Origin of the sequence: Solwaraspora sp. WMMD791 (genome assembly GCF_029581195.1) — a bacterium.
In the GTDB taxonomy this organism is placed as follows: Bacteria; Actinomycetota; Actinomycetes; order Mycobacteriales; family Micromonosporaceae; genus Micromonospora_E.
Window position 1 is genome coordinate 6,021,228 of the sequence record NZ_CP120737.1, and the last position, 25,512, is coordinate 6,046,739.

General features: G+C 72.7%; 26 protein-coding genes and 2 pseudogenes. 17 read left to right on the forward strand and 11 right to left on the reverse strand.

What is annotated here, in order from left to right; genetic code table 11:
• Positions 1-72: 72 nt before the first annotated feature.
• From O7623_RS27180 to aroA, 4 genes and pseudogenes are all read right to left on the reverse strand, one after another.
• Positions 73-855 (reverse strand): annotated as a pseudogene (locus O7623_RS27180) (hypothetical protein); the annotation flags it as partial.
• 138 nt (positions 856-993) lie between these two features.
• Positions 994-1,785: a histidinol-phosphatase gene (gene hisN / locus O7623_RS27185; RefSeq protein ID WP_282225791.1), complete on the reverse strand. Its 792-nt coding sequence runs from the start codon at positions 1,783-1,785 to the stop codon at positions 994-996.
• Between the two features lie 18 nt (positions 1,786-1,803).
• Positions 1,804-2,910: a ribosome small subunit-dependent GTPase A gene (locus tag O7623_RS27190; RefSeq protein WP_282229600.1), complete on the reverse strand. Its 1,107-nt coding sequence runs from the start codon at positions 2,908-2,910 to the stop codon at positions 1,804-1,806.
• A 47-nt stretch (positions 2,911-2,957) separates the two neighbouring features.
• Positions 2,958-4,277, reverse strand: coding sequence for a 3-phosphoshikimate 1-carboxyvinyltransferase (gene aroA / locus O7623_RS27195; protein ID WP_282225792.1), 1,320 nt, complete (start codon positions 4,275-4,277; stop codon positions 2,958-2,960).
• Between the two features lie 50 nt (positions 4,278-4,327).
• On the opposite strand from aroA, the gene O7623_RS27200 reads away from it, so the two are divergent.
• From O7623_RS27200 to O7623_RS27225, 6 genes and pseudogenes are all read left to right on the forward strand, one after another.
• A complete protein-coding gene (locus O7623_RS27200) occupies positions 4,328-5,134 on the forward strand; it encodes an SOS response-associated peptidase (protein ID WP_282225793.1) in 807 nt (268 codons plus the stop codon).
• 254 nt (positions 5,135-5,388) lie between these two features.
• Positions 5,389-5,703: pseudogene (locus tag O7623_RS27205) on the forward strand (WhiB family transcriptional regulator); the annotation flags it as partial.
• 208 nt (positions 5,704-5,911) lie between these two features.
• Positions 5,912-6,568: an alpha/beta family hydrolase gene (locus O7623_RS27210; RefSeq protein ID WP_282225794.1), complete on the forward strand. Its 657-nt coding sequence runs from the start codon at positions 5,912-5,914 to the stop codon at positions 6,566-6,568.
• Between the two features lie 440 nt (positions 6,569-7,008).
• Complete coding sequence (locus O7623_RS27215) at positions 7,009-7,749, forward strand: sigma-70 family RNA polymerase sigma factor (protein WP_282229601.1); 741 nt, start codon at positions 7,009-7,011, stop codon at positions 7,747-7,749.
• A gap of 5 nt (positions 7,750-7,754) precedes the next feature.
• A complete protein-coding gene (rsrA, locus tag O7623_RS27220; protein ID WP_282229602.1) occupies positions 7,755-8,039 on the forward strand; it encodes a mycothiol system anti-sigma-R factor in 285 nt (94 codons plus the stop codon).
• Between the two features lie 293 nt (positions 8,040-8,332).
• Positions 8,333-8,548, forward strand: a complete 216-nt coding sequence (locus tag O7623_RS27225; protein ID WP_282225795.1) for a biotin/lipoyl-binding carrier protein — start codon at positions 8,333-8,335, stop codon at positions 8,546-8,548.
• Positions 8,549-8,615: 67 nt separating this feature from the next.
• Here O7623_RS27225 and O7623_RS27230 read toward each other — a convergent pair whose 3' ends face one another.
• Positions 8,616-10,352, reverse strand: coding sequence for a tetratricopeptide repeat protein (locus tag O7623_RS27230; RefSeq protein WP_282229603.1), 1,737 nt, complete (start codon positions 10,350-10,352; stop codon positions 8,616-8,618).
• A 287-nt stretch (positions 10,353-10,639) separates the two neighbouring features.
• On the opposite strand from O7623_RS27230, the gene O7623_RS27235 reads away from it, so the two are divergent.
• The 6 genes from O7623_RS27235 to O7623_RS27260 all read left to right on the forward strand — a co-directional run bounded on the left by O7623_RS27235 (position 10,640) and on the right by O7623_RS27260 (position 17,098).
• Entirely contained in the window at positions 10,640-11,689 is a 1,050-nt protein-coding gene (locus O7623_RS27235) for an SIS domain-containing protein (protein ID WP_282229604.1), read from the forward strand.
• A gap of 110 nt (positions 11,690-11,799) precedes the next feature.
• On the forward strand, positions 11,800-13,323 hold the full coding sequence (locus O7623_RS27240) for a histidine kinase N-terminal domain-containing protein (protein ID WP_282225796.1): 1,524 nt from the start codon (positions 11,800-11,802) through the stop codon (positions 13,321-13,323).
• A gap of 362 nt (positions 13,324-13,685) precedes the next feature.
• The gene (locus tag O7623_RS27245; RefSeq protein ID WP_282225797.1) at positions 13,686-15,377 is read left to right on the forward strand and encodes a nitrite/sulfite reductase; all 1,692 of its coding nucleotides are present in this window, start codon (positions 13,686-13,688) and stop codon (positions 15,375-15,377) included.
• 19 nt (positions 15,378-15,396) lie between these two features.
• Positions 15,397-15,558 carry a hypothetical protein gene (locus O7623_RS27250; protein WP_282225798.1) on the forward strand — a complete coding sequence of 54 codons (162 nt, stop codon included), beginning with the start codon at positions 15,397-15,399 and terminating at the stop codon, positions 15,556-15,558.
• A complete protein-coding gene (locus tag O7623_RS27255) occupies positions 15,555-16,316 on the forward strand; it encodes a phosphoadenylyl-sulfate reductase (protein ID WP_282225799.1) in 762 nt (253 codons plus the stop codon). The genes O7623_RS27250 and O7623_RS27255 overlap by 4 nt, the downstream gene beginning before the upstream one ends.
• Positions 16,313-17,098 (forward strand): CbiX/SirB N-terminal domain-containing protein, encoded by a 786-nt coding sequence (locus tag O7623_RS27260; protein WP_282225800.1) that lies wholly within the window; start codon positions 16,313-16,315, stop codon positions 17,096-17,098. Before O7623_RS27255 ends, O7623_RS27260 begins: the two co-directional genes overlap by 4 nt.
• 228 nt (positions 17,099-17,326) lie before the next feature.
• Here the strand turns inward: O7623_RS27260 and O7623_RS27265 are convergent, their stop codons facing one another.
• Together O7623_RS27265 and O7623_RS27270 are read right to left on the reverse strand one after the other, a co-directional pair.
• Positions 17,327-17,584, reverse strand: coding sequence for a WhiB family transcriptional regulator (locus tag O7623_RS27265; RefSeq protein ID WP_282225801.1), 258 nt, complete (start codon positions 17,582-17,584; stop codon positions 17,327-17,329).
• A 424-nt stretch (positions 17,585-18,008) separates the two neighbouring features.
• A complete protein-coding gene (locus O7623_RS27270; RefSeq protein ID WP_282225802.1) occupies positions 18,009-18,959 on the reverse strand; it encodes a diacylglycerol kinase family protein in 951 nt (316 codons plus the stop codon).
• Positions 18,960-19,001: 42 nt separating this feature from the next.
• On the opposite strand from O7623_RS27270, the gene O7623_RS27275 reads away from it, so the two are divergent.
• Positions 19,002-19,391 carry a hypothetical protein gene (locus tag O7623_RS27275; protein ID WP_282225803.1) on the forward strand — a complete coding sequence of 130 codons (390 nt, stop codon included), beginning with the start codon at positions 19,002-19,004 and terminating at the stop codon, positions 19,389-19,391.
• A gap of 9 nt (positions 19,392-19,400) precedes the next feature.
• Here O7623_RS27275 and O7623_RS27280 read toward each other — a convergent pair whose 3' ends face one another.
• Entirely contained in the window at positions 19,401-19,814 is a 414-nt protein-coding gene (locus O7623_RS27280; protein WP_282225804.1) for an ATP-binding protein, read from the reverse strand.
• Positions 19,815-19,994: 180 nt separating this feature from the next.
• Positions 19,995-20,402, reverse strand: a complete 408-nt coding sequence (sodN, locus tag O7623_RS27285) for a superoxide dismutase, Ni (protein WP_282225805.1) — start codon at positions 20,400-20,402, stop codon at positions 19,995-19,997.
• Between the two features lie 107 nt (positions 20,403-20,509).
• On the opposite strand from sodN, the gene O7623_RS27290 reads away from it, so the two are divergent.
• Together O7623_RS27290 and O7623_RS27295 are read left to right on the forward strand one after the other, a co-directional pair.
• Positions 20,510-20,833, forward strand: a complete 324-nt coding sequence (locus tag O7623_RS27290; protein ID WP_282225806.1) for a S24/S26 family peptidase — start codon at positions 20,510-20,512, stop codon at positions 20,831-20,833.
• Positions 20,834-20,972: 139 nt separating this feature from the next.
• A complete protein-coding gene (locus O7623_RS27295; RefSeq protein WP_282225807.1) occupies positions 20,973-22,139 on the forward strand; it encodes an NADP-dependent malic enzyme in 1,167 nt (388 codons plus the stop codon).
• A gap of 72 nt (positions 22,140-22,211) precedes the next feature.
• Here O7623_RS27295 and O7623_RS27300 read toward each other — a convergent pair whose 3' ends face one another.
• The gene (locus O7623_RS27300) at positions 22,212-23,156 is read right to left on the reverse strand and encodes a hypothetical protein (RefSeq protein WP_282225808.1); all 945 of its coding nucleotides are present in this window, start codon (positions 23,154-23,156) and stop codon (positions 22,212-22,214) included.
• A gap of 82 nt (positions 23,157-23,238) precedes the next feature.
• Between O7623_RS27300 and O7623_RS27305 the strand changes: the two genes are divergently transcribed.
• Together O7623_RS27305 and O7623_RS27310 are read left to right on the forward strand one after the other, a co-directional pair.
• Positions 23,239-23,547 (forward strand): DUF1707 domain-containing protein, encoded by a 309-nt coding sequence (locus O7623_RS27305; RefSeq protein ID WP_282225809.1) that lies wholly within the window; start codon positions 23,239-23,241, stop codon positions 23,545-23,547.
• Between the two features lie 14 nt (positions 23,548-23,561).
• Positions 23,562-24,524, forward strand: a complete 963-nt coding sequence (locus tag O7623_RS27310) for a zinc-binding dehydrogenase (protein WP_282225810.1) — start codon at positions 23,562-23,564, stop codon at positions 24,522-24,524.
• Here O7623_RS27310 and O7623_RS27315 read toward each other — a convergent pair.
• A complete protein-coding gene (locus tag O7623_RS27315) occupies positions 24,521-25,441 on the reverse strand; it encodes a chlorophyllase (protein WP_282225811.1) in 921 nt (306 codons plus the stop codon). The genes O7623_RS27310 and O7623_RS27315 overlap by 4 nt on opposite strands.
• Positions 25,442-25,512: the final 71 nt, after the last annotated feature.

Consider the following 25,512-nt stretch of genomic DNA (forward strand, 5'->3'; position numbering starts at 1 on the left):
GTGGGCGGCCGGTCCGGGGACTGCCGGCCGTGGCGCGGCGACCACCGGTACGGCACCGCTGTGCTGCGCCGCCGCGTACCGGGTCAGACCCACCACCGAGGCGAGCGTGATCAGGAAGCCGACCGCCGCCAGCCATTCCCGGCCCGGCCAGATCTTGTCGTTGAGCAGCAGCAGCCCGACGATGGCCGCCGGCACCGCCCCGGCGGCGTCCATCGCGGCGATCGCGGCGGTGACGGAGCCGCGCTGCATGGCCAGCCCGATCAGCCACTGACCGATCGCGGAGTGCGCGACCAGCAGGTAGAGCAACGGCTCGGTGAGCAGTTCCTGGTAGTTGTCGGCACCGGCGAGCGGCCGGGACGCGACCGCGGCCGCCGAGAACGCGAACCCGGCGAGCAGGCCGAGCCCGACCGAGGCCGACGGCCCGGTGAACCGGGCGGCGAGCGTCCCCAGCGCGGCGATCACCACGGTGGACAGCGCGATCACCGCCACCGCGCGGGGGCCGAGCTGATGCGCCGGTGCCGGTCGGGCGGAGACCACCAGCGCGGTCACCCCGATCAGCAGCAGCACCAGCAGCGCGACCTCGGCCGCCGGTAGCCGCCACCGCAGGGCCAGCACCCCGAGCAGCGCGGTCACTCCGAGCGCGGCGGCGACGCTGGCCTGCACCAGGAACAGCGGCAGGTCCCGTCGGGCGAAGAAGGCGAACAGGAAGGCGAGGATCTGGCAACCGATCCCGACCAGGTAGACCCGCTGACGGGCCAGGCGCAGCAGCAGGCCCGGGTCGAAGCGGTGCCGGACCGTCGTGCGGGCTGCGGCGACGGCCTGGAACAGATGCGCGACGCCGTACGTGGCGACCATCGCCCCGAGGAAACACCAGCCGGTCGTCGTCACCCGGCGAGGATAGACGGTGGCTTCGCTCACACCTGTGCAGGCCGGCGCGATCCCGGCGATCCGGCAGTCGTCGATACGTTCGGCGACGAACCGGACGACCGACCGTCAGCCGAGCCGGTGCAGCAGGTCCGAATGCAGCTTCCCGTTGCTGGCGACGGCGCTGCCGCCGGCCGGGCCGGGTTTGCCGGTCAGGTCGGTGAAGGTGCCGCCGGCCTCGGTGACGATCGGGATCAGCGCGGCCAGGTCCCACAACGACAGCTCCGGCTCCACCATCGCGTCGACGGCCCCCTCGGCGAGCAGCATGTAGCCGTAGAAGTCGCCGTACGCGCGGCTGCGCCACACCGACCGCATGATGCCGAGCATCGCGTCCAGCCGCCCCGACTCCTCCCAGCTGGTCAGCGACGAGTAGCAGAAGCTGGCGTCGGCGAGGCGGCGGACCCCGGAGACCCGGATCGGGGTCGCGGCGGCGGTGTGCCGCCCGGCGTACGCGCCGTGTCCGACCGCCGCCCACCAGCGGCGCCCCAGCGCCGGCGCGGAGACCAGGCCGACCACCGGCTGGTCGCCTTCCATCAGGCAGATCAGGGTGGCCCAGATCGGCACCCCGCGGATGAAGTTCTTGGTGCCGTCGATCGGGTCGATCACCCACTGACGGTTGCCCGGGCCGGCCGCCGCCACCGAGGCACCGAACTCTTCGCCGAGCACCCCGTCCCGGGGGCGGGTCCGGGCGAGGGTGGCCCGCAACGCCTTCTCCACGGCGGTGTCCGCATCGGATACCGGGGTGAGGTCCGGTTTGGCCTCGACACTCAGGTCGAGCGCCCGGAACCGGGCCATCGATATCGAGTCCGCGGTGTCCGCGAGCAGGTGGGCGAGGGAGAGATCGTCGGCGTACCGGGCCATGGCGGGAAAGGTATCGGATTACCGCACGCGATGGTCGGAGGTCCCCTGGTCGGCCTCCCCGGCACGCGAGTCCAGCAACCGCCGGTACGACGCGAGCCGCCGCGCGTCGGCGTTGCCGGCCGCCACCCAGGCCGCCAGCCGGCACTGCTCGGCCCCGCCGGTGTGCTCGCAGTTCGGCGGGCAGTCGAGACTACCCTCGACCAGGTCGGGGAATCCGTGCAACAGGCTGTCGGCCGACACGTGGGCCAGCCCGAAGCTGCGTACCCCGGGCGTGTCGACGATCCACCCCGGATCGGCGTCGCGGTCGGCGCCCGCCCCGGCACGGTTGGCCGCCGGCTGCCGGGGCAGCCGCAGCGCGACGGCGCTGGACGACGTGTGCCGGCCCCGGCCGATCGCGCTGACCGTGCCGACGGCCCGCAACGCCTCCGGCACCAACCGGTTGACCAGGGTGCTCTTGCCGACCCCGGAATGCCCGACGAGCACCGACAGCCGGCCGGCCAGCCGTTCGCGCAGCTCGGTCAGGTCGCTGCCCGGACGGCACAGCACGTACGCCAGGTCGAGGTCGCGGTAGTAGTCGACGACCTGCTCCGGGCCGGCCAGGTCGGCCTTGGTCAGGCACAGCAGCGGCGCGATCCCGGCGTCGTACGCGGCGACCAGGCACCGGTCGATGAACCCGGTCCGCGGCGGTGGATCCGCCAGCGCGCTCACGATCACCAACTGGTCGGCGTTGGCGACCACCACCCGCTCCAGCCGCCCCTCCGGGGTGGACTCGTCGTCGTCGGCGGTACGCCGCAGCACCGACACCCGCTCGTCGATGCGCACGATCCGGGCGAGACTGCCGGTTGCCCCCGAGACGTCGCCGACCAGGCCGACCCGGTCACCCACCACCACCGCCCGGCGGCCGAGCTCCCGGGCGCGCATCGCGGTCACCACCGGCGGCGGCCCGTCCGGGGAGTCCGGGACGGCGTCGGCGAGCACGCAGCCGTACCGGCCCCGGTCGACGGTGACCACGAAACCGTCGACCGCGTCGGAGTGCGCCGGCCGGGTCCGGGTACGCGGGCGGGAGGACCGGCGCGGCCGGACCCGGACGTCGTCCTCGTCGTACTCCCTGCGCCGACCGGTCAGGACGGTGCTCCCCTCTACCGGATGCCGGTGCCCGCGCTACCGGCCGGTCACGAGTCTGCCAGTTCGCCCGGGTCACCGGCGGCTACGGCGGACCACAGGGTCGGAAATTCGGGCAGTGTCTTGGAGGTGCAGCCGACGTCGGTCAGCTCGACGCCGGGCACCACAAGCCCGAGGACGGCCGCCGCGTGCGCCATGCGGTGGTCGTCGTAGGTGCGCCAGGTGCCGCCGTGCAACGGCTTCGGGTCGATCACCAGCCCGTCGGGCAGCTCGGTGACCTGGGTGCCGAGGCCGGTCAGCTCGGCGGCGAGGGCGGCCAGCCGGTCGGTCTCGTGCCCCCGGATGTGCGCGACACCGGTCAGTCGCGACGGCGAATCGGCCAGCGCGGCGAGGGCCGCGAGCACCGGGGTGAGTTCGCCGACCTCCCGCAGGTCGGCGGTGAGGCCGTGGATGGTGCCGGTGCCGGTGACGGTGAGCCCGGCCGGGCCGACGGTCACGGTGCCACCGAGCTGCTCGACGAGGTCGGTCAGCTGCCGGATCGGCTGCACGCTGTGGGTGGGCCAGCCGACCAGGGTGACCGTACCGCCGGTGACCAGCGCGGCGGCGAAGAACGGCATCGCCCCGGACAGGTCCGGCTCGACCACGCAGTCGCGGCCGGCCAGCTCGCCCGGTTCGACCCGCCAGGTGTCGGCCACCGAGTCGTCGACGACGGCGCCGGCGGCCCGCAGCATCTCGACGGTCATCCGCACGTGCGGGGTGGACGGCAGCGCGGCACCGACATGCCGGACGGTCACGCCGTCGGTGAACCGGGGCGCGGCCAGCAGCAGGCCGGAGACGAACTGGCTGGACCTGGTGGCGTCGACGGTCACGGCGCCGCCGGGGACCTGCCCGGTGCCGTGCACGGTGATCGGCAGCAGGTCGCCGTCAGCGGCGTCGATGCCCACCCCGAGGGCCCGGAGGCCGGTCAGCAGCGGCCCGAGTGGCCGGGTCCGGGCGTGCGGGTCGCCGTCGAAGGTGACCGGACCGTCGGCGAGCGCGGCGACGGCCGGCAGGAAGCGCATGATGGTGCCGGCCAGGCCGACGTCGATCTGCGTGGATCCGCGCAGCGGGCCGGGCCGGACTGCCCACCGCTGCGCCGACGAGGTGTCCAGGTCGACGCCGAGCGCGCCGAGCGCGGCACTCATCAGCGTGGTGTCCCGGGCGCGCAGCGGCCGGGTGACGGTGCCCGGCCCGGCGGCGAGGGCGGCGAGCACCAGGGCACGGGCGGTCATCGACTTCGATCCGGGCAACCGCAGGGCGGTACGGACGCCGCCGGCGGCGGTCGGCGCGCTCCACGGCCGGGGCGGTGGGGGCGTGGTCAGTTCGGGCACCCCTACAGTGTGCCAACCCGGCGCCCGCCGGACCGACTAGCCTGGGCGCCATGTGCGGGCGGTACGCGACCACGCGCAGCGCGGCGGACCTCAGCGCGCTGTTCGAGGCGCTGGACGACACGGCGGAGCCGTTGGTGGCCGACTACAACGTCGCCCCGACCGACGCGGTGCCGATCGTGCGGCTGTCCCGCCGGGCCGGTGACGCCGCCGACCGGGCCGACTCGGCCGACCAACGGACCGACCCGCAGGACGCCGACGCGGGGCAGCCCCCGGCGCGGCGGGTGCTCGGCCTGGCCCGGTGGGGGCTGGTGCCGCCGTGGGCCACCGACCCGAAGATCGGGGCGCGCATGATCAACGCGCGGGCGGAGTCGGTGGCGACGAGCCGGGCGTTCGCCCCGTCGTTCGCCCGCCGGCGGTGCCTGGTGCCAGCCGACGGCTGGTACGAGTGGGTGCGCCCGCGCGGCGTACGGCGCGGTGCGGCGCAGGCGTACTTCATGACGCCCGTCGACGGCCGGCAGTTGGCGTTCGCCGGAATCTGGTCGGTCTGGTCACGGCCCGAACCGATGATCACCAGTAGCGTGATTACCACCGCGGCCCTGGGCCCGCTGGCCGAGGTGCATGATCGGATGCCGCTGCTGCTGCCGGCGGACCGCTGGTCGGAATGGCTCGACCCGGCGGCGGACGGCACCGCGTTGCTGAGCCCACCGGATGACGATTACCTCGGCGGTATAGAGATCCGCCCGGTCGGTCCGGCGGTGGGCAACGTACGCAACAACGGTGCTGAACTGGTCCGGCGGGTCTCGTTCGCCGGCGAGCAGGGCGGCGCTGGCGGGCCTGGGCAGGCCAGCCTGTTCTGACGGTCACCCCATGGTACCGCTCCCACCCGCGTGCGGCATCAACGGCCGTGACTCCTGGTGTTCATCTGGCCACTGACGTGGAGGTTTGCCAGAGTTGCGACCGAAACGCCGGACCGAATTTTCCCCAGAATCGATCCAGCCCCTTGTACGTGTGTGGCGAAGTGCGATAGAAACCAGCGCCGACAGTGGATTTGGATTCACTCCAAGCAAACGACTTTGATCAATGTCTGTGATCCCACGGGGGAGGTGGGTAAATGACACGGGCGCGAATGCCCCGGCCGCACGAGGTCGCTGCGGCACGCCGCGACCCCAGGCTGCTCAGGGCGATGGCGGAACGCCGTCTGGACGAGGCGTGGCGGACCCGCGGTGTCTGCCAGAGCGTCGACCCGGAGACGTTCTTCCCCGCGCCGAGCGAGCCGCCCGACGCGGCGGTGGCGCTCTGCCGTACCTGCCAGGTGCAGGGGCCGTGTCTGGCCTGGGCGCTCGATGCGGGCGACAGTCACGGGGTGTGGGGAGCGACCACTCCCCGGGAACGTCGGGCCATGTTGGTGGCCTGGCAGGGTTCCGCCGACCGGGACGACGCCGACCCCGAGGGCGAGGGCACCGGGCTCGGGGGCAACGGGCTCGGGGGCAACGGGCTCGACGGCGCCGGTCCCCGCCACGCCGGGCCTGGCGGCGCTGATCCCGACGATGCCGTTGCCGTCGTCGAGCCGGTGCACGAACGGCTGCTCAGCCTGGTGCCGCTGCGCTGAGGCAGGCCACCGGCAGAATGGGTCGGTGACCGAGACCCAACCGGCGGCAGCCGTACCGGAGCTGACCGGCCAGCAACGGACCGTGCCGACCCCGCGTGGGCCCGCCCGGGTCGACCTGATCGTCCCGGATCCCGCCGTGACCAGCCTGCTCGTGCTCGGCCACGGGGCCGGCGGCGACGTGACCGCTCCCGATCTGTCGGCGCTCACCGCCGCCGCCATCCGGGCGGCGGTGGCGGTGGCCCGCGTCACCCAGCCCTACCGGGTGGCCGGCCGGCGGGCCCCGGCCCCGGCCGGCCACCTGGACGAGGCCTGGCTCGCCGTCGTAGCCGACCTGCTGGCCGGTTTCGCCACGGCGCCGGCGCTGATCGTCGGGGGCCGGTCCAGCGGCGCCCGGGTCGCCTGCCGGACGGCGGCCGCGCTGGGCGCGGCGGGCGTCGTGGCGTTGGCGTTCCCACTGCATCCGCCCGGCCGGCCGGAGCGGTCCCGACTCGCCGAGCTGGACACCGGCCGGCCGACCCTGGTCGTCAACGGCGACCGGGACCCGTTCGGCGTACCGGCACCCGCCCCCGGTCGGGACGTGGTGGTCCGGCCGGGGCAGCGGCACGACCTGAAGGGCGACCCCGCCGGTACGGCCGCGATCGTCGTCCGGTGGCTCGCCGGGCACGGCTGGGCCCACCCCTGACCGGCCCGTTCCGACCGACCCCGCCCTGGCCCGAGCGGCTTCAGGCCGGAGCGCCCGGGGCACCGGCGGGTGTGGCGTCGGCGCGTCGACCGTGTCCGCCCCGTCGTGCCGTCGTTGCATCGGATGGCCGTGGCGCCGAGCCGGCGTCCGGCGATGCCGCGGAGGCGACACCACCGCGGGAAACTCCCAGGCCCCTCTCGGCTCCGGTGCCCATCTTCGGCACCGGAGCCGGGACGGGCGCCACCGGTCCCCGACACCCGCCGCCGGCGCGCTGCCGGAATGCCCGGACACCCACCTGGCGTTACACCCCTCGGAAGTAGCGGCAACGAAGGGTGGAACGGGTGCGAACCGACATACGGGGCGGGACGCGGGCGGCGGCCGGGTGGGTTGCCGGTGGTCGGCTGCCCGGGTCCGCCGACTGGTCACCGGAGCACTGGGCGATGGGCGTACGGGCGGTCGGACAGCCTGCCACACGACTGGTGAGCACGGGCACACCTGACCGAACCACGGTTTCTGGTCGGTCGGTGCGCGTATCCTCGGCGGGACAGTCGAGGGGGGACGAGCGGTTGACCCGATCAGAGCAGACAGAGCAGCGGCGGGCGCGCTTCGAGCGTGACGCGCTGCCCTTCGTCGACCAGTTGTACGCGGCCGCCCTGCGGATGACCCGCAACCCGGCCGACGCCGAGGACCTGGTGCAGGAGACCTATCTGAAGGCGTTCTCCGCGTTCCACCAGTTCGAGGAGGGTACGAACCTCAAGGCGTGGCTCTACCGCATCCTCACGAACACCTACATCAACTCCTACCGCCGGCGGCAGCGTCAGCCGGTGCAGGCGCCGACCGAGGAGATCACCGACTGGCAGCTCGCCGCTGCCGAGTCGCACACGTCCAGCGGGTTGAAGTCGGCCGAGACCGAGGCCCTGGAGCGCCTGCCGGACAGCGACATCAAGAACGCGCTGCAGCAGCTGCCGGAGGAGTTCCGGCTCGCCGTCTACCTCGCCGACGTGGAAGGCTTCTCCTACAAGGAGATCGCCGACATCATGGGGACTCCGATCGGGACGGTCATGTCCCGGCTGCACCGGGGTCGGCGGAACCTGCGTGGCATGCTGGAGCGCTACGCCACCGACCGTGGTCTGCACCGGACCCGGGCGACGAAGCCTGCCGCAGCCGGCCAGGAGGTGTGACGATCGTGCAAGGCGGTGACTCGTTCGACCAGGACTGCCGGCAGGTGCTCGCCGAGGTCTACCTCTACCTTGACCTGGAGTGTGCCGAGGAGCGGCGGCAACGGATCCGGCACCACCTCGACGAATGCTCCCCGTGCCTGCGGGAGTACGGGGTCGAGCAGGAGGTCAAGGCGCTCGTCGCCCGCTGCTGCGGCAACGAGACCGCGCCGGCCGAGCTGCGGGACCGGCTCCGGGCCAAGCTCAGTGAGTTCGTCTTCGACGCCGAATCCCGCGAGTTCCTGCCGGACTGACCCGGTAGCTCGGCGGTCAGCACCGCGGTCGCCGGTCGGGGCCGTCGCGGCCCCGACCGGCGACCGGCGGCGTCAGGAGTTGGGGCGCTTGCCGTGGTTGGCCGCGCTCTTCTTGCGTGCCTTCTTCTTGCGAGCCTTCTTGGCCATGTGCCCTCCCGTCGGACGGTGACTCCCGTAGTTCGGGAGCTGACCCTGTTGATGCTAGGCCGGCCCGGTCACCGGCATGCGCGGTGGGCACGTGGTGGGATACCTTCCGCATGTCGCGTTCGGCACGTACGAAGGAGGGCCGGCAGATGGCCGAGGAGATCCGGGCCGAGATGGTGGCGAACGTGTGGAAGGTGGTGGCCGCCGCCGGCGACACCGTCTCCGACGGTGACACCCTGGTGATCCTGGAGTCCATGAAGATGGAGATCCCGGTGGTCGCGGAGGCGGACGGCGTGGTGGCGCGGCTGGCCGTCAACGAAGGCGACGTGGTGCAGGAAGGCGACCTGATCGCGGTCATCGAGTAGGCACGCCCCGCCGGTGTCGGTCAGTGCGTGGGTAGGGCGGTCAGTACGCCGGTCGGCCACGCTGCGGTCAGCCGCGGCCCAGTAGCCGGCGGATCAGTCCCGGCCGGCGTGGCCGGGGCACCCGCGCCGACCGGCCGGCGATCCGCCGTGCCGTGCCGGTCGTCGCGGCGTCGAGGTCCGGCGTGGCCAGTGCCAGCTGCGCCAGTGACCACAGGATCGGTACGGGGCGGTGGCCAGAGACGTCGACCGCGTCAGCGAGCCGTTCGGCGACCACCCGGGCCACGTCCGGGCGTACCGCCGGGTCCACCCACGCGGCGGTGACCAGCGCGAACAGCGCGGCCTCGGCGGACCAGTCCTCCACCCCCCAGGCCACGTCGATCAGCACCCGGCGGCGGGTCGAGTCCGGCCACGCCTCGTCGGTACGGTGGTGCAGGATGCCCAGGCACGCCCACACCTGTACGCAGCGGAGCCAGCCGGCCGGGTCGATCCCGACTTCGTCCGGCGGCGACGGCGGGTGCACCAGCAGCCCGAGCAGGTCGTCCAGATCGAGGGTGGCGAGCACCACCGCGCTGTCGTAGGCCGCCGGTGGATGGTGCCAGACCGGCTGGGCGAGCTGCTGGATCCGTTGGCTCGCCTTGGTCGACGGCCGGTCCAGCGCCGGGTCGGCCTGCCAACCGGCGTAGCGCCACAGCTGTCGGACCGGGGCGCGTCGTGGCTGGCGGGGGTCGGGGTTCGGGGTGCGTTGCACGGTGACCGGCAGGCCGGGCAGTTCGGTGCCGAGCAGCCGCATGGCGCTGGGTGGCTCGGGCTGGCGCAGGGACAGCCGGGTCGGCACCAGACCCCGGGTGAGGGCCCGTTCGATGGTGGCGACCACGGTGCCGCCGGCGGCGGGCAGTCGGGCCAGCCAGGGCCGGTCGTGGCAGCACTCGGCCAGGTCGTGGTGTTCGTGCGAGTCGTCGGGGTGGTCCCGGACGAAGTCGGCGAGGGCGACCAGGTGGTGCAGTTCGCCGTCGCGGCGGTAGCGGAGCCGGTGTGCGGTGTGGACGGCACAGTCGAACGTCGGGTTGCGGGCGAGCGCCTGTTCGATCCAGTCGATGGCCTCGTCGAGGCGCCCGGAGTCGGCCAGGGTGCCGGCGATGTCGGCGTAGATGGACAGGTCGTCGGGGTCGTGGGCGCTGGCCCGCCGGAGCGCGGCGATCGCCTCGGCGGTGCGTCCGGCGCTGCGGTAGGCGTACCCGAGCCACACCTCGGCGAGCTTGGAGGGTTCGGCCCGTACCCCCTGCGTGGCCCAGTCGAGTGCGGTGGGGATCTCGCCGAGCCGGCGGGCAAGGGCCGAGCTGGCGCCGAGCAACAGGCCGTGGTCGGCGTGCGCGGTGGTGGCGTGTTCGGCCAGTCGCAGGTACGGCAGCAGCGGCGGCCGGTCGGCGTCGGGCACCGGGTCGGGCACGCTGGCGCAGATCTGCATCAGCACGATGACGATCTGGTCCGGGTCCAGTCGGGCGGGCAGGTCGGCGGCGCCGACCCAGGGAACCCCGGCCCAGTTCACCGTCGGGGCGTGCCCGGTGGCGGCGGCCAGCAGCTCCAGTCCTTCGCCGGCCCGTCCGGCGGCGGCCAGCAGGTGCGCCCGGGCGACCACCGTGCCGATGAAGACGTGTTCGTCGAGGGGGAACAGGTCGAGTGCGCCGTCGGTGCGGGCGGCCAGCCGGGTGAGCATCTCGTGCACCTCCGGCATGGTCGGCGCGTGCGTGATGGCGCCGGCGACGTGGTCGGCGGCGTGCCGGTAGTCACCCTCGTCGAGTGCCATCCGGGCCAGTGCCAGCTCACCCTCGGCCGCCAGCCGTGGGTCGTGCAGTCCCTCGGACACGTTTTCCCGATCCTCGTGTCGTGATCGTCTCCCCTTGGCTCCGGGAGCCTAGGGCACGCAGCACCAAACGGCGTACCCTGCGCGGTACTGATCGATTCGTTGCTTTCAGCGTTCTAATCGTGCAAGAATGAGCACGCTTCACGCTGGTTTGCGCAAAGCTGGAGAGGTACGCGATGACGAACGGAAATCCGGCGGCCGGCGGCGAGCCTGGTCCGGCCGGTCGTGGCATGGCGGCCGACATCGCCGAGCAGCCGGCCGGTTACGCCCGGCTGCTGCAGTCCGACCACGTCGCCGCGATCGCCGACGTCGCCGCGGCGATCACCCGTCGCCGGCCCCGGCACGTGGTCTTCACCGCACGCGGGACCTCCGACCACGCCGCCCTGTACGCGGCGTACCTCACCGAGATCCGCCTCGGCCTGCCCGCCGGGCTCGCCTCGCCCAGTGCGGTGACCCTGTTCGGTGCCCGACCCGATCTGCGTGACGCCCTGGTCGTCGGGGTCAGCCAGAGCGGGGGCTCACCGGACCTCGCCGAGGTGCTGCGGGTGGCCCGGGAGCAGGGCGCGTTGACCGTCGCGGTCACCAACGCGCCCGACTCGCCCCTGGCGGCCGCCGCCGAACTCACCGTCGACATCGCCGCCGGCCACGAGCGGGCGGTCGCCGCGACCAAGACGTACACCGCCGAACTGCTCGCGCTGCTGATGCTCGTCGAGGGCGTCCGGTCCGGCGACGGGGCGCTGCCGGCGGCCGAACGGGCCGTGCTGGACACCCTGCCCGCGCTGGCCGCCCAGGTCCTCGCCGATCCGACCGCCACCGAGCTGGCGCACCGCTACCGGTTCGCCGCCCGGCTGGTCACCACCGGGCGCGGGTACGCCTACCCGACCGCGCGGGAGGCCGCCCTCAAACTGATGGAGACCTGCTATCTGCCGGCGCTCGCCTTCTCCGGCGCCGACCTGCTGCACGGCCCGCTGGCGATGACCGACCCCGACGTGCCGGTGCTGGCGGTCGTCGGCTCCGGTCCCGGCGGCGAGTCGATGCGGGAGGTGCTGCACCGGCTCCGCCAGCGACGCGCCGACGTGCTCACCATCGGTGCTGGTGCTGGTGCCGACAGCGGCGCGGCCGCCGCGGCCGCCGCGATCGTGCTGCCCGACGTCGACGAGCGGTACGCCCCACTGCTGGACATCCTGCCCGCACAGCAGCTCGCATTGGCACTGGCGGTCGCCCGTGGCGAGGACCCCGACGCCCCGCGTGGGCTGGCCAAGGTCACCGCCACCCGGTGACGGCGCACCCCGTCCCGGGGCGACCGGGGCCGACCGAGGTCGGGTGACCGGGTCGACCGACGTCCGGTGACGGGTGTCGGTACCCCGGCCCGGCATGGCAGGCTACGAGCGTGTCGACCCTGCGTGATCTCGTCGAGGAACACACCACCCTGCGTCCGGTCGACATCGACCACCTGCACCGGCTCGCCGGGGAGTGGCAGCTGCTGTCCGATCTGTCCTTCGCTGACCTGCTGCTCTGGGTGCCGGTCGACGACGACGGGACGTTCCTGTGCGTGGCACAGGTGCGGCCCACCACCGCCCCGACCGCGTACCAGGACGACCAGGTCGGTCGGACCGTCGACGGCCCGGAGGTCGCCCACCTGACGATCGCGTACCGCCAGGGCCGGATCTGGCGGGAGGGCGACCCGGTCTGGTACGGCAACACCCCGGCCCGGCACGAGGCGATGCCGGTCCGGCTGCGTGCGGCCGACGGCGAGTCCGGGCGGATCATCGCGGTGATCGGCCGGGACACCAACCTGTCCACCGCCCGCACCCCCAGCCAGCTCGAACTCAACTACCTGACCACCGCCGACGACCTGGCGCAGATGGTGGCCGACGGCACCTTCCCGCCGGTACGCCACCCCGGCGAGACGACCTCGGCGCCCCGGGTCGGCGACGGGTTGATCCGGCTGGACGCCAGCGGCAAGGTCACCTACGCCAGCCCGAACGCGCAGTCGGCGTTCCGCCGGATGGGCTTCGCCGCCCACCTCGTCGGCGAGGACCTCGCCGCGTTGTCCCACCGCCTCGCCGACGACCCGCTGGAGGGCACCGACGCGGCCAACCGGATGCTGGTGGCACTGCGCGGCGAGGCGCCGCCCCGCAAGGAGATCGAGGCGCGCGGCGCGACCATGCTGACCCGGGCGTTGCCGCTGATGCCGGCCGGGGTGCCGATCGGGGCCCTGGTGCTGGTCCGCGACATCACCGAGGTCCGGCGCCGGGACCGGGCGCTGATCACCAAGGACGCCACCATCCGGGAGATCCACCACCGGGTGAAGAACAACCTGCAGACGGTCGCGGCGCTGCTACGGCTGCAGGCCCGCCGGGTCGAGCAGCCGGCGGCCCGGGCGGCGTTGGAGGAGTCGGTACGCCGGGTCGCGTCGATCGCGCTGGTGCACGAGACGCTCGCCATGTCCAGCGACGAGGCGGTCGAGTTCGACGGCATCGTCGACCGGGTGGCCAGCGCGGCCACCGAGGTCGCCGCGACCGCGGTGCCGGTGACGATGCGCCGCGACGGCAGCTTCGGGGTGCTGCCGGCGGAGATCGCCACCTCGCTGGTGATGGTCCTCAACGAGCTGCTGCTCAACGCCGTGGAGCACGGCTTCCCCGAGCCGGACGAGGACGCCCCGCCGGCGGCGGCACCGGCGGTCGCCGAGGTGGTCGTCGCGGTGCACCGGCAGCGCAAGCAGTTGCACGTGACGGTCGCCGACAACGGTCGGGGCCTGCCGGCCGACTTCGACGCCGACGCCGGCGGCCGGCTCGGGCTGCAGATCGTCCGGGCCCTGGCCACCGGCGAGCTGCGCGGCACGATCGAGCTGCACGACCGCGACGGCGGCGGCACCGAGGCCGTGCTGGTCGTCCCGCTGGCCCGCCGCTGACCGGTGGAGCGGGCCGCCGTCGACCGGCGCGGGTGAGTCCGCCGTCGACCGCCGGGTGAGTCGGGCCACAGCCCGCCCGTCATGTGGGACATCGGCTACGGTGCGCTGGTCTGACCGGTACAGATGTGGCAACATCCATGTCATGACCGCTGCCGTTGAGCGCCGCTTCGTGGCCCGCCGCCACGTCGATTACGGTCGCGTCCGCAGCGCCATCTGTCCGGCTGGCTGAGTACGCCCGACCTTTTTGTGTTCCGGGCGGCACCCGCGCCGGCCCCCTCGATCTGGCCAGACCATCATCGATGGCCCCCCGCGCCCGCGTGCCGCCGACCGAGTGACGACCCGCAGACACGGAGGACGCCGCGATGGCGCGCAGCAGCACCCCGACCCGACCCGGCCGCCGGCGCGGCGAGGGGCAGTGGGCGCTCGGGCACCGCGAGCCGCTCAACCCCAACGAGCGGACGAAGAAGGACGACGACCCGCTCAACGTCCGGGCCCGGATCGAGACCATCTACGCGCACGGCGGGTTCGCCTCGATCGACCCGGCCGACCTGCGTGGCCGGTTCCGTTGGTGGGGCCTCTACACCCAGCGCAAGGCGGGCATCGACGGCGGGCGCACCGCCGTACTGGAACCGCACGAGCTGGAGGACGAGTACTTCATGCTCCGGGTGCGCATCGACGGCGGCCAGCTGAACCTGGCCCAGTTGCGCACCATCGCCGACATCTCGCAGCGCTACGCCCGGGACACCGCCGACATCACCGACCGGCAGAACATCCAGCTGCACTGGATCCGGGTCGAGGACATGCCGGCGATCTGGAAGGCTCTCGAGGACGTCGGCCTGCAGACCACCGAGGCCTGCGGTGACTGCCCGCGGATCGTGCTCGGCAGCCCGGTCGCCGGGGTCGCCGCCGCCGAGAAGATCGACCCGACCCCGGCGATCGACGAGATCGTCCGCCGTTACGTGGGCAGCAAGGAGTTCTCCAACCTGCCCCGCAAGTTCAAGTCGTCGATCTCCTGGCTCGCCGACACCCCGCACGAGGTCAACGACATCTCGTTCCTCGGGGTCGACCACCCCGACCACGGCCCCGGGTTCGACCTGTGGGTCGGCGGCGGGCTCTCCACCAACCCGATGATCGCCCAGCGGCTCGGTGTCTGGGTGCCGCTGGCCGAGGTCGCGGACGTCTGGGCCGGGGTGGTCGGTATCTTCCGCGACTACGGCTACCGTCGGCTGCGCCACCGGGCCCGGCTGAAGTTCCTGGTCGCCGACTGGGGTGTGGAGAAGTTCCGCGAGGTGCTGGAGAAGGAGTACCTCGGCCGGGCGCTGCTGGACGGGCCGCCGCCGCAGTTGCCGGCCAAGCCGATCGACCACATCGGCGTGCATCCCCAGGCCGACGGTCGCCGCTACGTCGGTGCCGCCCCGGTCGTCGGACGGGTCTCCGGCAGCCAGCTCACCGCCCTGGCGGACCTGGTGGCCGCGCACGGCTCGGACCGGGTACGGCTCACCCCGTACCAGAAGCTGCTGGTCCTCGACGTCGCGCCGGACCGGGTCGACTCGCTGGTGGACGGGATGCGCGCGATCGGCCTGGAAGCCCGGCCGTCGGTGTGGCGGCGCGGCACGATGGCCTGCACCGGCATCGAGTTCTGCAAGCTCGCCATCGTCGAGACCAAGCGGCGGGGCGAGGAGCTGGTGGCCCACCTGGAGCAGCGACTGGCCTCCGCCGGGCTCACCGACGACACCGACATCACGATCCACATCAACGGCTGCCCGAACGCCTGCGCCCGGACCCAGGTCGCCGACATCGGGCTCAAGGGCCAGCTGGTCGTCGGGCCGGACGGCCGGCAGGTCGAGGGGTACCAGATCCATCTCGGCGGTGGCCTGGGAATGGCCCAGGGGCAGACCGCCGGCTTCGGGCGCAAGGTGCGGGGTCTCAAGACCACCGCCGACGAACTGCCCGATTACGTCGAACGCGTGGTCCGCCGCTACCTGGCCGGTCGTACCGAGGGCGAGACGTTCGCCCAGTGGGTCGTCCGCGCCGACGAGGAGGAGTTGCGATGAACGAGCGAGGTGAGGTGCGATGAGCGCCGAGACACGCACGGCTCCGCTCTACTGCCCGTACTGCGGGGAGGAGAACCTCCGCCCGCACCCGGACGCGCACACCGCCTGGGAGTGCCACGCCTGCGCCCGGGTCTTCACTGTCCGGTTCACCGGCCTGCTCGCCCGGCAGGTGACCCGATGAGCCCGGTCCTCGCCGCCGACCTGAATCTGATCCGGCTCGGCCCGGCCGCCGACCGCCCGCCGACCCGCCGCAGTCCGGCCCAGTTGCGCGAGCTCGCCGAACAGGCCGGCCGGGAACTGGAGGGGGCGCCGGCGGAGGAGATCGCCCGGTGGGCGGTGGAGACCTTCGGTGACCGGTTCTGCGTGACCAGTTCGATGGCGGACGGGGTGCTGGCGCACCTGGTCTCCCGGGTCGCCCCCGGCGTCGACGTGGTCTTCCTCGACACCGGGCTGCACTTCCCGGAGACGTTGCGGGTCCGCGACCAGGTGGCCGCCACGATGCCGGTCAACCTGCGGTCGATCCGGCCCCGGATGACCGTCGGCCAGCAGGACGGCGAGTTCGGCCCCCGGCTGTTCAACCGGGCCCCGGACGAGTGCTGCGCGTTGCGCAAGGTCGAACCGCTGGAGCGGGCCCTGGGCGACTACGACGCCTGGGCGGCGGGGCTGCGCCGCGACGAGTCCCCGACCCGGGCCAACACGCCGGTCGTCGGATTCGACGCCCGCCGGGGGCGGGTCAAGGTGAATCCGATCGCCGCTTGGACCCAGGCGGACGTCGACGCCTACGTCTCCCGCTGGGGGGTGCCGGTCAACGAGCTGTTCCGGCAGGGCTACACCTCGATCGGCTGCTGGCCGTGCACCCGGCGGACCACCGCCGGTGAGGACCCACGGGCCGGGCGTTGGGCGATGTTCGAAAAGACCGAGTGCGGTCTGCACCAGTGACCGGGTCGACGCGGCCCGCCGACCGGGCCGTCCCGGTCGAGGCCGCGCCGATCGTTCTGGTGGCGCACGGCAGCCGCGACCCCCGGGCGGCCGCCGCCACCCGGGCGCTGGTGCGGGCGGTCGCCGCTGCCCGGCCCGGGGTGGACGTGCGGGCCGCCTATCTCGATCACGCCGGCCCACGCCCCGGTGCGGTGCTGGCCGACCTGCAGGCCGCCGGCTACCCGGCGGCGACCGTGGTGCCGCTGCTGCTGACCGAGGCGTTCCACGGGCGGGTGGACCTGCCTGAGGTGGTCCGGGCGGCACGGCGCGACGGCCTGCGGATGCCGGTGGCGCTGACCGACGTGATCGGTCCGCCGTTGGCCGCGCCGACGGTGGATCCGCTGCTGGTCGCGGGGCTGCGTCGCCGGTTGGCCGCCTCGGGCGCCGACTGCGACGCCGTGGTGCTGGCAGCGGCCGGTACGCGGAGCGCGTCGGCCCGTCAGACGGTCGCTCTGGCCGCTGCGGCTCTCGGTGCGGACCTGGGGCTGCCCTGCCTGGCGGGGTACGCCTCGGCGGCCCCACCGACGGCCGGTGAGGCGGTCCGGACGCTGCAGGAGTCGGGGGCCCGGCGGGTCGGGCTGGCCGGCTACTTTCTGGCACCGGGGCTGCTCTACGACACGGCGGTGGCCTCGGCCCGGCAGGCGGGGGTGGTCGCGGTGGCGGCTCCGCTCGCGGGCGCGTCGGAGATCGCCCGGCTGGTGCTGCGCCGGGTCGACCAGGTCGCCGTCGCGGTGCCGGTGTGAACCCGGCTGGCTGTGGTGCCGGTGTGAACCCGGCTGGCTGTGGTGCCGGTGTGAACCCGGCTGGCGGCACCGTGATCCGATGGCGCGACGGTGTGCTTTCGACAAGTGATCAAATGGCAATCGGTCACGAAATGGTGACCGTTCGACAAACAGTTGTCGGTGGCAATGCACGGCGCCCCGGAGTCACACTCCGGGGCGCCGAACGGACGTCGCGTGGTGGTTAGTGGGTCAGGCAGTGTGAGCGCGCAGGACGCGCAGTCCGCCGCGGCGCTTGACTGCGCGCCGCTCCTCTTCGCTCATCCCGCCCCAGACGCCTGCGTCCTGCCCGGACTCGAGTGCCCACTGCAGGCACTGATCGGTCACGGAGCAGCGCCGGCAGACAGCCTTGGCCTGCTCGACCTGCAGGATCGCGGGGCCGGACGTCCCGATCGGGAAGAACAGCTCCGGGTCCTCGTCGCGGCAGACAGCATGGTGACGCCAGTCCATGGCGGCAACACTCCTCATTCTGGATCGGTGGCGGTGAAATGCTCCGGTCTTTCTTTATGCGCCCGCGCAGTCAATACGACGGATTGCATCCGTCGGATCGGCAGCGCGTGAGCAGGCGTGTGCCTGTGGAACGTTGCTCCGAGCTGCCGCGTGGCGAGCGCATCCAGGCAACGTCCCGGGTGAATCGGTCCGCTTGTGAATACTTTCACGAACTCCTGCGATGTCAAGAGTAGCGATCAGAAAAAGTACAACTGGGTGAGCAACGTCACGACCCTTATGTCCCTTTTCTGGCGCTCACCGACACCCGGAGTGCGACAGTCAAGAATCAATGTAGTACGGTCCGCCCTGCGTTGCAGGGATTTCGACCACGTGTCCTTCGTGTGCCTGGTCACGCTCCGCAGTCGAAGTTCAGTTACGTAGCGTGTCAGTGGACGACCCGCAGGGCCTCCCGGACCGCCGTAAAACGGACTTTCAGTCGCTCGCCGAGATAGTCGCCGTCGAGTTGGAAGGCCTGCGGGCGAGTTGCGGATATCGTGAATTCGGACAAATCGTGCAGTCGGACGACCTGTCGCCCGCGTGGATCCGGCGTACGAGCCGCGACCTGGGCCAACGTACGGGTCGTGCTGGGTACCCGCAGTTGCCGTACGGCCAGCACGTCCAGGCCGAGGTCGAACGAGGCCAGCGGGTTCGGGTTGATCGCCCGGTCACCGATGAAGGTCCACGGCGCCGTGTTCTGGATCACGACGGTGGCGAGCTCCTCGTGCGCCGGCTCACCCGGCTGCTCCAGCCGGATCGCCGGGTGCCGCCGGTCCATGCCGATGAAGTACTCACTCACCATCGACCGCAGGTAGAGCCCGACCGTCGACCGGCGACCCCGCAGCCGGGCCCGCTCCACCTGCCGGATCACCGCCGCGTCCAGCCCCAGCCCGGCGCAGAAGGTGAAGTAGCGGTCGTCGGCCCGCCCCAGCCCGATGGTCCGGAACCGACCCGTCCGCAGCCCTTCGATCAGTACGCTCGTCGCCTCCGGCCACTGCGGGGGCAGGCCGACCGCCCGGGCGAAGACGTTGGTCGAGCCGACCGGCACGACGGCCAGCGCGGGCAACCGCTCGGCCGTCGCCGTCGCCGGCTGGTCCGTCGCCGGCAGCGCCGACATCAGCCCGTTGACGGCCTCGTTGACCGTACCGTCGCCACCGAGGGTCACCACGACGTCGAACCGCTCCTGCGCGGCCTGCCGGGCCAACGCCACGGCGTGCCCGCGCCGATGGGTGTACTCGACCGACAGGTCGACTTCGCTGCGCAACGCCCGGACGATCACGTCCCGGGTGCGCTCGCTGGTGGTGGTGGCCTTGGGATTGGCCACCAGAAGGGCCCGCATGGGCGGCACTGTATCGCGACCGGACGCGGGTATCGTGGCGTCGTGACCATTGCCGCACCGTCCCTGCCGGCCGGCCTGCGGTGGGCCGTACGGGTGCTCGCCGCGCAGGCGGTGGCCCTGGGGCTGCTGGCCGGGTACCTGGCCTACCAGGACCTCGCCGGGCGGGCCACCGACCTCGTCTCGGCATTGTTCGTCACCGGCTTCGCCGCTGGCGGCGCGGTCGCGCTCGGGTTGCTCTCCCGGGGCCTGCACCGGCGGCGGGCGGCGGCCCGGGCACCGGCGATCGTGCTGCAACTGATGCTGCTGCCGGTCGGCTACTACATGAGCGTCGGTGGGCTGGCCTGGCTCGGCGTACCGCTGATCGTGCTCGGAATCGGCGTGGTGTTTCTGCTGGTCACCCCGGCCACGACGCGGGCCTTCGGGCTCGACTGAGCAGGGGCCTCAGCGGCCGCCCGAGCGTCGGGTGAGCAGCCGGATGCTGGCCTGTCCGCTGCTGGCGGTCGCCGAGGCGGAGGTCGTCAGCGCCCGGAGCACCTTCCAGGCGAACGACGACTCCGGCGGAAGCTTCGCGCCGCGCGCGGTGGCGACAGTGACTTCGACGGTCAGTGCGTCGTCGGTCACCGAGAATCGGCACTCCAGGTCGGCGGGTCTGGTGGCGACGGCGAGCAGCATGGCGCACGCCTCGTCGACCGCGATCCGCAGATCCTCGATCTCGTCCAACGCGAAGTGCAACCGGGCGGCCAGACCGGCCGTCGCGGTCCGCAGCACGCTCAGGTAACCACCGTCGGCGGGCACGGTGAGGAGCACGACGTCGTCGTCGATCGTCGGCTCGGATTGTGTGACCAGCGGACTCATCCGGCATACCCCCGCGTGGACTCTACCGGTTGACGTCGATTTCCGGTGGCATCCGTGGCCAATTCCGCTCCACCGCTTGTCCCGCTCCTCTGCCGAGGCGGCTCCCGGAGTCGTCCACCGCCGACGGCGGCGGTGGGATGTCCGGCCGGCACGCCGCGCGTGCCGGCCGGACCTGAGGCCTCAGGCCTGCTTGGTCTCCCAGAAGATCTTCGCGATCTCGTCGATCTTCTGCAGCAACTCGTCGGCCTTGGCCGGGTCGACCGAGGCCTTCGTCCCGCCACCGCCACCGGCGAGCTTGGTGGCCTCGTTGAACAGCTGGTGCAGCTGCGGGTACTTCTCGAAGTGCGGCGGCTTGAAGTAGTCGGTCCAGAGCACCCACAGGTGGTGCTTGACCAGCTCGGACCGTTGCTCCTTGATGATCAGGGCACGGGTACGGAACTCCGGGTCGGTGTTCGCCTGGTACTTCTCGGCGATCGCCTTGATCGATTCTGCTTCGATCCGGGCCTGCGCCGGGTCGTACACGCCACACGGCAGATCGCAGTGGGCGCTGACCACCGTGCGCGGAGTAAGAATGCGTGGAAGTCGCATCAGGACCCTCCGTTGACTGGCCGGCGGCACGATCGCCGGCACGCGTAAGGTGGAGGAAGATCCTCCTTGCCGACCTTATCGCGCATCGGGCCCGCTGACCTGACGAGGTGCAAGTGCGTCCGCCTCTGTTCGCCGTGCTGGTGCACGGTCCATCGATGGCTCCCACGCTGCGTCACGGCGACGCACTGCTGATCCGCCGGGGTGGCCGGGCGGTCCGTCCGGGCGATGTGGTGGTCGCCACCTTTCGCGCCCGGCCCGGTCTGCTGGTGGTCAAGCGCGCCGTCCGGGCCTGCGACGGCGGCTGGTGGCTGCGTGGCGACAACGATCTCGTGACCGACGACTCGCGGGCGTACGGGGTGGCTGACGTGCACGGACGGGCGGTGCTGCGTTACTGGCCGCGACCACGACCATTTTGTTACCGGCGGGTATGACCTACTTGGCGGGAAACCGCCGCGTGGGACACTATGCTCGACACGTAACCCGGGTGACCCCCGCAGCGCCTCGCCGGTCAACGCTGACCTCGCGCCGAGCCGGCGGCTCTTTCGCACGCTCAACGGCTCTGGAGTCACCATGTCTACAGTGGCAATCTCTGATCCGGTCTTCGAACTGCACCGGGGCGGCAAGATGGCGATCACGCCGACCGTCGCACTGACCGACCGCGAAGATCTCTCCCTGGCGTACACCCCGGGTGTCGCCCGGGTCTGCGAGGCCATCGCCGCCGACCCGACGCTCGTCGACGACTACACCTGGGTGTCGCACACCGTCGCGGTGGTCACCGACGGCACCGCCGTGCTCGGCCTCGGCGACATCGGCCCGCGCGCCGCGATGCCCGTGATGGAGGGCAAGGCGGTGCTGTTCAAGCAGTTCGGCGACGTCGACGCCGTGCCGATCTGCCTGGACACCCGCGACATCGACACCATCGTCGCCACCGTCACCGCACTGGCACCCTCCTTCGGCGGGATCAACCTGGAGGACATCAGCGCGCCCCGCTGTTTCGAGATCGAACGCCGCCTCGACGAGGCGCTGCCGATCCCGGTCTTCCACGACGACCAGCACGGCACCGCGATCGTGGTGCTCGCTGCCCTGCGCAACGCCGCCACGTTGCTCGGCCGCCGACTCGGTGACCTGCGGGTGGTGGTCAGCGGGGCCGGCGCGGCCGGCGTCGCGGTGACGAAGATGCTGATCGCCGGGGGTGTCGACCCGGCGAAGACGGTGGTCTGCGACTCGCGGGGCATCATCCACAACGACCGGGCCGACCTCAACGGGGCCAAGGCCGAACTCGCCGCACTCACCGCCGCCTGCGCCGGTGGCATCGCCGACGCGCTGGTCGGCGCCGACGTGCTGATCGGCCTCTCCGGGGGCCAGATCGAGGAGTCGGCCGTCGCCGGTATGGCACCCGGCGGCATCATCTTCGCGCTGGCCAACCCGACGCCGGAGGTGCATCCGGAGATCGCCCACCGGTACGCCGCCCTGGTGGCCACCGGCCGCAGCGACTTCCCGAACCAGATCAACAACGTGCTCGCCTTCCCCGGGGTGTTCCGGGGCGCGTTGGAGGTTGGCGCCACCCGGATCACCGAGGGCATGAAGGTCGCCGCGGCCGACGCCATCGCGGCCGTGGTCGCCGACCTGCTGCAGCCGGAGGCGTTCGTGCCGTCCGCGCTGGACCCCCGGGTCGCACCGGCGGTCGCCGCGGCGGTGGCCGCCGCCGCCCGCCGCGACGGTGTCGCCCGCCGCTGACACGGCACAGCGGGCCGCCAGGGCCCGGCCGGCACGACACGCCGACCGGGCCCGGCCGAGCTTCGCGCCCGGTCAGCCGCCGAGCAGTCGACCGACCGTGCGCAGCAGGTCGGCGTAGAACGTGCCGCCGAGCTCCCGGAACACGCCGAACGGCTGGCCGGGATCGCCGAAGAAGGGCCGCAGCGTCCAGGCGAGCTGGGTGCCGACGAACCCGAAGAGCAGGATCCAGATGTAGAGCAGGCTCATGCTGGCCGGCCGCTGGCCGGCCGGACCGGGCGGTCGACCGTAGTGCGCCGGCGGGCCGACGTACAGCGGGGGGCGGTCCGGCATGCCGTTCACCGCCGGCACCGCTGGCGCTGCTACCACCTGCGTCGGCGCGGTCGCCGGCGTGGACCCAGCCGGTACGGCCACCGCCTGCGGCACGGCCTGCGCAGGTACGGCCGCTGGCGGTGCCGCCGCCCGTGCCGGTGCCGGTGCCGCCGCCGGTGCCAGCCGCTGCTGATGGTCGTTGAGCGCCTGCATGCCGGAGACCAGGAACCGTAACCCGACGACGGCACAGAGCAGCAGAATGGCAACGTTGAGCAGCTTGTAGAACTCGTAGCTCTGGGCGGTCACCAGGAAGAAGAGACTGACCGGTGCGAACGCCAGGGTCAGCGCGGCGGTCACGGTGATCGACACCAGGATCAGCGCGACCGCCTGGAGCATCGACAGCCGGGCACCGAAGACCAGGTTGAACAGGTACAGGGTGGGCAGGCAGATGGCCAGCGTCACCAGAAAGAGCAACGGCAGCTTGACCAGTGAGGAGAGGATCTGCTGCCAGCCGTACGAGGCACCGAGCACGGCTCCGTAGAGCGCCAGGCTCAACGCGGAGCTGACGACCATCTGGCGGACCAGCGGCCGCAGCTCCTGCTCGTCGACGATCTGCTGCCAGACGCCGTCCCGATCGCGCAGGATGCGCTCGATCACGAGCTGCTTCGTCGCAGCGGCGGGCTCGCCGCCGGGGTGAGTGGTCGACACGGCTGCACCGTACCGGCTGGCGCGGCAGTGCACCGCCCCGTACGGGTTCCCACACCGATGTGGACACGCCTAGTCTGTCGGCATGAACCGCCCTGACCTGCGTGCCTCGGACGCGGACCGCGAGCGGGTCGTGCGCAGCCTGGAGCGGCACACCTCGGCCGGCCGGCTGAGCCTCGACGAGCACGCCGACCGGGTGGAGCGGACCATGCACGCCCGGACGCACGGCGAACTGGCCGCCGTCCTGGCGGACCTTCCGGCCGAGCCGGACGGATCAGAGGCGGAGCCGGCCGGATCCGGGCAGACCGGGTCGGAACCGCACCAGTTGCTGGTGGCGTTCCTGGTCGCCGGGCTCGCGCTGGTCGTGCTCACCGCACTCCTGGGGCTGCGCTGAGCAGGACTGCTAGCGTGCGGTGCATGCGCGCCGTCTACGCCTCGACCATCGACGTCGACGATCCGCTTGCCGCGCTGCGCGTCGGTGAGCTGCCCGAACCGGACCTGCCCGGCCCGGACTGGGCGATGGTCGAGGTCCGGGCCAGCTCGCTGAACCACCACGACCTGTGGTCACTGCGCGGGGTCGGGCTGCCCGCCGACCGGCTGCCGATGATCCTCGGCTGCGACGCCGCCGGGGTAGACGCCGCCGGCAACGACGTCGTCGTCTACCCGGTGGTGCCCGACCCGGCGGATCCGCGCGGCATGTCGATCCTGTCCGAACGCTATCCGGGCACGTTCGCCGACCGGGTCGCGGTGCCGCGTTCGCACCTCGTTGCGAAACCCGCCGGGCTCACCTTCGCCGAGGCGGCCTGCCTGCCCACCGCCTGGCTGACCGCGTACCGGATGTTGACCACCCGGGGCCGGCTCGACCAGGCCGGGTCGGTGCTGGTCCAGGGCGCGGGCGGGGGAGTCGCGACGGCGGCCGTCGTGCTCGCCGTCGCCCTGGGCAAGCGGGTCTACGCGACCAGCCGGGACGCGGCGAAGCGGGAGCGGGTCGCCACGCTGGGCGCCACCGCGCTGGCGCCCGGTGCCCGGCTGCCCGAACGGGTCGATGTGGTGATCGAGACCGTCGGCGCGGCCACCTTCGACCACTCGTTGAAATCCGCCGCACCGGGGGCCCGGATCGTCGTCTCCGGTGCCACCAGCGGCCACCTGCCCGCCGTCGACCTGCGCCGGGTCTTCGCGATGCAGCTGGAGATCCTCGGCACCTCGATGGGCACCGCCGACGAACTGCGCGAGCTGCTGCAGCTGTGCGACACGCGCGGTATCCGGCCGGTCGTCGACACCGTGTACGGCTTCGGCGAGGCCCGGGCGGCCTTCGCCCGGCTGCACAGTGGGGACACCTTCGGCAAACTGGTCCTGGACCATCAGCGCTAGAGCTGGTCGTCGAAGACCGCCACCCCCGCCGGAGGTGCCTCGGTCAGCCGCTCCCGGGCGGCACCGTCGCCGTACAGGGTCCAGCGCAGGAAGTCCGTACTGGTGGCGATCACCACGTCGTAGGCCGGGTTGCCGGGCCGCAGCAGAGACTGCCCGTGGTCGCCGTCGGGCAGACTGAGCATCGCCTTCGGCCAGGGCACCCGGTCGTACGCCGCCTTGCCTGACGCGTACGACACCACCTCGTCGAGTTCGCCGTGGATGAACAGCTGCGGGGCGGCGGCACCGCTGAACGCCGTACCGACCCCGAGGGCGCTGCCGGCCAGCACGACACCGGCGTCCAGCCGCTCGTCACGGGCTGCGGTGAACAGCCCGACGGTGGTGATCCCGCCGGCCGAGTGCCCGGCGGCGGCGACCCGTTCGACGTCGAGCCGGCCGGCGAACTCGTCGCCGTCGCGCCCGTCGAGCGCCAGCAGCTCGTCGAGGACGTGTGAAGCGTCCGCCGGCTGGTTCAGCACGTCCAGCGCGTTGCCACCGGAGCCGCCCTGACTGGTGAACGGGTAGGTGGGGGCGGCGACGACGAACCCGGCCGCCGCCCACTGCGCCAGCACCGCCTGGTAGTCCGCCGGCTCGCCGCCCAGGCCGTGGCTGAACAGCACCACCGGGAACGGGCCGGCGTCGTCGGCCGGGTACCAGACGGTCACCGGCAACGGCCGGTCACCACGGGCGAGGTCGAGGGTGCGGGTCGCGACGTCGAGCTGACCGGCCGGTGCCGCCCGGCCGGGGGCCGGGGTGGGCGGCACCGACGCCGGCGTGTTGAACACCGGCGGCGGCGTGGGTGCGGACCCGCAGCCGGCCAGCAGGGCACCGACCAGACCGGCGGTGAGCAGGCCGGCCACCGCCGGACGACGAACACGCATCAGACGATTGTTACCGCGCGGCAGCCAGGTCGACCACCCGGACGCGTCGGTCGGTCGTGGCGGCACTTGCC

Excerpts from the sequence above, each read along its gene's own strand:
- sodN (WP_282225805.1), bottom strand. The coding sequence starts at position 20,402 with ATGCGACTTCCACGCATTCTTACTCCGCGCACGGTGGTCAGCGCCCAC.
- O7623_RS27270 (WP_282225802.1), bottom strand. The coding sequence starts at position 18,959 with ATGCGGGCCCTTCTGGTGGCCAATCCCAAGGCCACCACCACCAGCGAG.
- O7623_RS27295 (WP_282225807.1), top strand. The coding sequence starts at position 20,973 with ATGTCTACAGTGGCAATCTCTGATCCGGTCTTCGAACTGCACCGGGGC.
- O7623_RS27315 (WP_282225811.1), bottom strand. The coding sequence starts at position 25,441 with ATGCGTGTTCGTCGTCCGGCGGTGGCCGGCCTGCTCACCGCCGGTCTG.
- O7623_RS27230 (WP_282229603.1), bottom strand. The coding sequence starts at position 10,352 with ATGGCACTCGACGAGGGTGACTACCGGCACGCCGCCGACCACGTCGCC.
- O7623_RS27250 (WP_282225798.1), top strand. The coding sequence starts at position 15,397 with ATGAGCGCCGAGACACGCACGGCTCCGCTCTACTGCCCGTACTGCGGG.
- O7623_RS27255 (WP_282225799.1), top strand. The coding sequence starts at position 15,555 with ATGAGCCCGGTCCTCGCCGCCGACCTGAATCTGATCCGGCTCGGCCCG.
- O7623_RS27305 (WP_282225809.1), top strand. The coding sequence starts at position 23,239 with ATGAACCGCCCTGACCTGCGTGCCTCGGACGCGGACCGCGAGCGGGTC.
- O7623_RS27245 (WP_282225797.1), top strand. The coding sequence starts at position 13,686 with ATGGCGCGCAGCAGCACCCCGACCCGACCCGGCCGCCGGCGCGGCGAG.
- O7623_RS27280 (WP_282225804.1), bottom strand. The coding sequence starts at position 19,814 with ATGAGTCCGCTGGTCACACAATCCGAGCCGACGATCGACGACGACGTC.
- O7623_RS27235 (WP_282229604.1), top strand. The coding sequence starts at position 10,640 with ATGGCGGCCGACATCGCCGAGCAGCCGGCCGGTTACGCCCGGCTGCTG.
- O7623_RS27225 (WP_282225795.1), top strand. The coding sequence starts at position 8,333 with ATGGCCGAGGAGATCCGGGCCGAGATGGTGGCGAACGTGTGGAAGGTG.
- O7623_RS27265 (WP_282225801.1), bottom strand. The coding sequence starts at position 17,584 with ATGGACTGGCGTCACCATGCTGTCTGCCGCGACGAGGACCCGGAGCTG.
- hisN (WP_282225791.1), bottom strand. The coding sequence starts at position 1,785 with ATGGCCCGGTACGCCGACGATCTCTCCCTCGCCCACCTGCTCGCGGAC.
- O7623_RS27200 (WP_282225793.1), top strand. The coding sequence starts at position 4,328 with ATGTGCGGGCGGTACGCGACCACGCGCAGCGCGGCGGACCTCAGCGCG.
- O7623_RS27215 (WP_282229601.1), top strand. The coding sequence starts at position 7,009 with ATGGGCGTACGGGCGGTCGGACAGCCTGCCACACGACTGGTGAGCACG.